We start from the raw sequence: 5,996 nt of genomic DNA on the forward strand, positions 1-5,996 counted from the left end.
ATGTGTGCGGAACGCTCTTGTCGACGGGCCCGGACCCGGGGTCAGAACCAGTGTTTACGTCCACCGACCGCCCGGCCGGCTGCGCCGAGGATGAAGAGGATCACGCCGATCGCCACGAGTACGAGGCCGATCGTCCAGAGGATGGGGATGTCCAAGAGGAATCCGAGGATCAGGAGAATTGCGCCAAGAATGATCATTGGTTCGTCCTTTCACTTTAGTCGGATCAGGATGAACCGAGCGTATATGGGTCGAGCCCGAACCACGACCGATCAGAGATTCGCAGGCAGGCGAGCACGCTCGTCCGGGCATACGTGGCGGCCTCGGCGTCGGCGAGACCCGCCCGATCCGCACTGCGCAGCTAAATGAGGCGCTATTCTCAGAAAACCTTCACCACAGCGGGCGGTAAGCGCACCCAGCATTCGCGGGATCGCCGCGATCCGAAGCATCCGGCACCACCCCGGTCGACCCCCGGGACCGCCCTCCCAGATCGCCCGCGCGGTCCCCGGGTTGGCTCGGCCGGGTCATCCAGGGGTCCACCATGTCGCAGTCGCCCACCTCGTCGTCGTCCCATTCCACGTCTCCCACTCCCCCCGGCGCGTCGATCCCCCGCCGCACCTTCCTCGGCGGCACCGGCCTCCTCCTCGCCGCGGGTGCCGCGGGCGCCGCGTTCGGCTCCTCGGCGATCCCGGGCACCACGCCCGCCGCCGGCGCCGCGGTCGGCGAGGGCCGGATCCGCCGGCGACCCAACATCGTCATCATCATGACCGATCAGGAACGGCGGCCGATGTTCTGGCCTGAGGGGTGGGCCGCGCAGAACCTGCCGCAGCGCCAGCGGTTGATCGACACCGGCCTGTCCTTCAATCTCAACGCCTGCAACTCCACGATGTGCTCGCCCAGCCGCAGCACCATGTTCACCGGTGTCTACCCCGCCCAGCACGGCGTCTACCGCACCCTCACGTCGGGCGGGAGCCTGTCGGATGCGGAGCCGCAACTGTCGCCGACCACGCCCAACATGGCCGGGTTGCTCGCCTCGGCCGGGTACGACGTGCACTACCGGGGCAAGTGGCACATGAGCAAGGGAGCGGACGGCCTGGACCCGACTCCCGCCGACGTCGAGTCCTTCGGCTTCCACGGTTGGAGCCCGCCGGAGGCGGGTCAGGACATCAAGCCGGAGAACTTCGGTGGCGGAACCGCGAACAACGACCAGCGCTACGCCGACGAGGCCGTGGGGTTCCTGAACTCGGTGCCGAACGACCCGGATCGGCCGTTCGCACTGGTCGCCAGTTTTGCGAACCCGCACGACATCCTCGCCTATCCGCAGACCTGGGACCTGACGATGCCGGACGGTGGTACCAACTACCTCGATGCGGCACCGGGCTGCTTCCAGATGGGCATCGACCTGCCGCCGACGTTCACCGAGGTGCTGGCGCTCAACCACAAGCCCCGCGCCCAGACCCAGATCAACCTCGCCTCCCAGGTCGGGCTCGGCGCCCTGGTGGGCGAGGAGAAGGCCCGCAACTACGCCAATCTCTACGCGTACATGCAGCAGGTCGTGGACCAGCACATCGGTGCCGTCATCGACGCGGTGGAGAGCAACGACCTGCGGCGGGACACGATCATCATCCAGGTCTCCGACCACGGCGAGATGGCCATGTCCCACGGCGGGATGCGCCAGAAGGTGTTCAACGCCTACGAGGAGACGATGCTGGTGCCGCTCGTGATCAGCAACCCCGGGCTGTTCCCGACCGGGGTGACGACCGATGCCCTGTCGAGTCTCGTGGACCTCATGCCCACCCTCGCGACGATCGCCGAGGTGGCGCCCGAGGTGCGAGCCGGTTTCGGCTTCCGCGGGACCGACCTGTCGCCGATCATCTCCGACGCCGTCGAGAACCCGGGGGCGCCGACCCGAGAGGTGCAGGACGTCATCCACTACGTCTTCGACGACGACAACATCGGTCAACCCGACGGGCAGACCTCGGTCACCCAGCCGAACCACCTGCGCACGGTCCGGGACCGCACCCGCAAGTTCACGATGTACTTCGATCCGCAGTGGGTCGAGCCCCCGGTGTTCGAGATGTACGACCTCGCGGCGGACCCCCTGGAACTGCGGAACCTCGCGAACCCGTTCGCCCCGCTGCAGTTCCGTGCCGACATGTTCGCCGAGATGCTGCCGGTCCTGCTGGCGCAGATGGCGGAGAAGGGGACCACTCCCGCCGGGATGCCGGCGGACCTGCCGCTTCCGACGGGGCCGATGGGATCGCTCGGCTCGGTGGGGTCCTGAGTGGCGGAGCCACCTTCCGATCTCCGCTGGTCAGCGGCCGACTGTGCTGTCCAGCGCCTGCTGCCAGAAGTCGGCCTCCAGCCTGGTGGCCGTGCGGAACACCTCGGTGAGCTCGTCGAGACGGCGGTCGGTCAGCCCTCCCCCGGACAGCACGTCGAGCTGTGCGATCGCGGCGCGGGACGCGGCGGTGAACTCCGCGCCCGAGTACTCGGCGATCCACTCGCCGTACGGGTGCCCGGCCCGGCCGCGCTCTCCCGTGCCGGGCTCTTCCGTGCTGCCGCGCTCGGTGAGCCGGGGCTGCAGGTGTGCGCCGATCTCGGCGTAACCGATCGTGCACGGCGCCAGTGCCACGTGCAGGTCGAGCAGGTCGCCGACCATGCCGCAGTCGAGTACGTAGCGGGTGTAGGCGACGGTGGCCTGCTTCTCGGCGGCGGCCTCGAGGGTGGCGCGCGGGATTCCCCAGCGTTCGGTCAGCCGCAGATGCAGCTCGGTCTCGGCCAGAATCGCCCCCGTGGCCTGGTGCGCGGCGGTGATGTCGGCCAGCGTGCGGCTCTTGAACGCGGCCAACGCGTTGGCGCGCGCGAACTGCACCAGGAAGTGGAAGTCCTGGATCAGATAGTCGCGGAACACCTCGAGGGGCAACGTCCCGCTCCCGAGCTCCTCGACGAACTCGTGCCGGGTGTAGGCCTCCCACTCGGGGCGGCAGCGATCCTTGAGGGTCTCGAACAGGGTCAACTCAGGTCTCCTGGGGTCGTGGTCGGAAGGCGGCCGATGTCCCCGGAACGGTGCCCGATCCGCATGGCCCGGTCTCCACGACCCTAGTCAACGCTGGTCTCCGCTGAACGCAGTACTCGACTGGGCGGGACGCCCTCCCACCTGGTGAACGTCCGGGTGAAGGTGGCGGTCTCGGAGTACCCGAGCTCGCGTGCCACCTCCGCCACGGGTACACGCAGCGCCAGTAGATCCAGGGCCCGATGATGCCTCACCTCGTCGAGCACCCGCCGGAACGAGGTCCCCTCCGCGGCCAGGCGGCGACGCAGGGTGCGGACATCGACGTGCAGCTCACCGGCCACCTCCGCCATCGACGGCCAACTCCCGCGCTCGTGCTGCAGCCGACTGCGGACCTGCCCCGCCACGCCCACCCGCGCCACCCGGTCGTCGAGCAGGTCGCGGCACTGCCTCTCGAACAGCTTCGCCGTGTTCTCGTCGCCCTGCGGCAGCCGCGCGTCCAGCCGCTCACGGGTGATCACCAGACGGTTCCGCTCGGCGTGTGGCCGGACCTCGTCGGCGGCCAGTCCCCACGCCTCACCGAGGATCACGGCGCTCTCCGGGCCGAGGGTCGTCTCGAGGCCGGCGGTGCCGACGTCGATCTGGGCTCCACGGAGGGCCGCCGCCAACCCCGCCAGGTCGCGTTCCACCACGAAGGCGCGTACGTCCGCGGGGATCTCGTCGTCCGCGGCGACCAGGAAGGCCTTCTCCGGGTCGGTCCCGGCGGCGGCATCCTCGTCGAGCGAGAACCGCAGGTGCGTGGGCGAGAGCGCGAGGTACGGGATGGCCCGATCGAGCGCGGCCCGCACGGTGGGTCCCGCGAGCATCATGAAGCCGATGACGCCGGTCCGCCCGAGGGTCGAATGCGCGCCGATTCCGGCCCCCAGACCCGGTCGGTCCCCGAGCCGGCCCAGGAGATTGCGGATCACCACGAACTCCTGATGCGCCCAGATCTGCGCGGTCTCGTCGTCGAGATCCAGGGGGTCGAGCCCGGTCCCGGCCAGGCACTCCCTCGTCGTCATCCCGCGTGCGACGCCGCCGTCCACCATGATGCGGATCCCCTCGGTGCCGCGGGGCACCGCCCACACGGGGGACGCGGAGTCCGACGGCGAGGTCATCGCCCGACCGTAGCAACGCACACCGCCGGGTGACCGAAAATGCCAAATGTGCGACCGCCGACGCCCTATCCCCGGCCCTCGTCGGTGGCTACCGTCACATCCATGACTCTCGCCAGCGACAACCGCACGGGTACCGAATCGGCAGGACCGACCGGGCTGGCCGAGGCGATCGGGGAGCTCTACGCGCGGGCCAAGGCCGAGGTGGGCAAGGAGGACCTGGACCACATCCGCCACGTCACCGCCTACGGGCAGGCGATCGACGCCCGCCGCCGCGAGCTGTTGCGCGAGGGGGGTCCGCGCGCGATCCGCCGGGCCACCGCGCTGGAGATGATGTACCGGCTCATGCAGTTCTCCGAGCTGGGCCACAACATCGTCCACGGCAGCTACGACCACCTGCCGGACAACGGCGAGTACCACTCGGACCGCTACGACTGGGACTTCAACGTGGACACCGGCCACTGGAAGACGATGCACCACGCGGGCCACCACCCCAACACCAACATCGTCGGCAAGGACCACGACCTCGGCTACAGCGTCTTCCGCGGCAGCGCGGGCCAGGACTGGTACGGCCACCACCTCGGGCAGGTGGCGTTCATCTCCGCGCTCGCCGCCATGGCCCCGGTCGCGGCACCGTTCTTCCTGGCCAACATCGCGCGCAAGGTCGACCGCCACCCGTTCTTCAGCGCCTACACCCTGCGATCGCCGGCCAGGATCGCCCGCCGGGACGCGCGCCGCCGATTCGTGGACGAGCCCTTCCGCTCCGGATGGAAGCCGCTCCCGACCCTGGTGGCCAACTATTTCGGCGGAGTCGCGGGCTACATGTCCGTGCTGTTCCTGGTGCTCATCGAACACCACGCGGGCGAGCTGGAACTGTTCACCGATCCCGGCCCCGACGAGACCCCCGACCAGTACTACGAGCGGCAGATCCGGGCGACCCGCAACTTCCTGCCGAGCCCGCAGATGGACGAGGCGCTGACCCGCATCCTGGAGGAGGAGGTGCCGTTCGAGAACCGTCCCGACCTGCGGATCTTCTACGGCGGCCTGGACACCCACGTCGAGCACCACCTGTTCCCCGACCTGCCGCCGTCCATGCAGCGCAGGATCGCGCCGGAGGTGCGCGCCATCGCCGCCCGGTACGGGCTGCCGTACCACGAGACCCCGCTGCTGGAGACGGTGCCGCTCATCGCCAAGACGCTCACGGGCCTGTCCGTGCCGTTCGGCGAGCGGGAGTTCGGGCGGCCGGCCGAGTTGCTGCGTGACCCCCTCGCGCTCGGGCGCCGCGTCATCTGGGGCTTCACCTACCGACCCCTGCCCGAGTCCCCGTACCTGGACAAGCCGCGCTTCCACAATGTCCCGGCGAGGGTCCTGTCCGCGACGCCGGTCGCCGGGGGTGACGCGCTCTCCGTGCGCCTGGCCAGGCCGCGTGGGTGGGAGGACGTGGAGTGGGACGCCGGGGCGTACGTGTCGGTACGGGTGGAGGTCGACGACGACGACCACGGCACCGGCACCGGCCGCGTCGAGCTGGTCCGTCAGTACAGCCTCGTCCGCGACAGCACCGACTCGCGGCTCGACGGATCGGACGCCCTGGAGATCTGCGTCAAACGGGTCGCAGGGGGTCGGGTCTCCGCCCGAGTGAACGACACGCTGAAGGCGGGGCGCTACCTCACGCTGGTCGGCGTGCCGCAGTCGTCGGGAGACTTCGCGATGGACTCCCCGGCCACCCCGTCACTGCTCATCGCCGGTGGGGTGGGCATCACGCCGATCATCAGCCTGCTGCGCCGCATCGCCCGCGAAGCCGGGGCCGGGGCAGGGGCAGGGGCAGGGGCAGG

The 5,996-nt window shown here is 69.8% G+C and carries 5 protein-coding genes; 2 read left to right on the forward strand and 3 right to left on the reverse strand.

Annotation, left to right across the window (positions count from 1 at the left end; genetic code table 11):
* Positions 1-41: 41 nt before the first annotated feature.
* Positions 42-197, reverse strand: coding sequence for a DUF6131 family protein (locus G6021_RS11875; protein WP_179524124.1), 156 nt, complete (start codon positions 195-197; stop codon positions 42-44).
* Positions 198-538: 341 nt separating this feature from the next.
* Here G6021_RS11875 and G6021_RS11880 point away from each other — a divergent pair, with 341 nt between their 5' ends.
* Positions 539-2,281, forward strand: a complete 1,743-nt coding sequence (locus G6021_RS11880; RefSeq protein ID WP_182641365.1) for a sulfatase-like hydrolase/transferase — start codon at positions 539-541, stop codon at positions 2,279-2,281.
* Between the two features lie 30 nt (positions 2,282-2,311).
* On the opposite strand, the gene G6021_RS11885 is transcribed toward G6021_RS11880, so the two are convergent.
* Together G6021_RS11885 and G6021_RS11890 are read right to left on the reverse strand one after the other, a co-directional pair.
* Positions 2,312-3,016: a TenA family protein gene (locus G6021_RS11885; RefSeq protein ID WP_182610163.1), complete on the reverse strand. Its 705-nt coding sequence runs from the start codon at positions 3,014-3,016 to the stop codon at positions 2,312-2,314.
* 83 nt (positions 3,017-3,099) lie between these two features.
* Positions 3,100-4,167, reverse strand: coding sequence for an AraC family transcriptional regulator ligand-binding domain-containing protein (locus G6021_RS11890; protein ID WP_182641366.1), 1,068 nt, complete (start codon positions 4,165-4,167; stop codon positions 3,100-3,102).
* A 102-nt stretch (positions 4,168-4,269) separates the two neighbouring features.
* Here G6021_RS11890 and G6021_RS11895 point away from each other — a divergent pair.
* Positions 4,270-5,996 (forward strand): fatty acid desaturase (locus G6021_RS11895; protein WP_182641367.1); only part of this gene is annotated, 1,727 nt, incomplete at its 3' end.

It is taken from the genome of Dietzia sp. CW19 (genome assembly GCF_014145265.1).
In the GTDB taxonomy this organism is placed as follows: Bacteria; Actinomycetota; Actinomycetes; order Mycobacteriales; family Mycobacteriaceae; genus Dietzia; species Dietzia natronolimnaea.

Excerpts from the sequence above, each read along its gene's own strand:
- G6021_RS11890 (WP_182641366.1), bottom strand. The coding sequence starts at position 4,167 with ATGACCTCGCCGTCGGACTCCGCGTCCCCCGTGTGGGCGGTGCCCCGC.
- G6021_RS11875 (WP_179524124.1), bottom strand. The coding sequence starts at position 197 with ATGATCATTCTTGGCGCAATTCTCCTGATCCTCGGATTCCTCTTGGAC.
- G6021_RS11880 (WP_182641365.1), top strand. The coding sequence starts at position 539 with ATGTCGCAGTCGCCCACCTCGTCGTCGTCCCATTCCACGTCTCCCACT.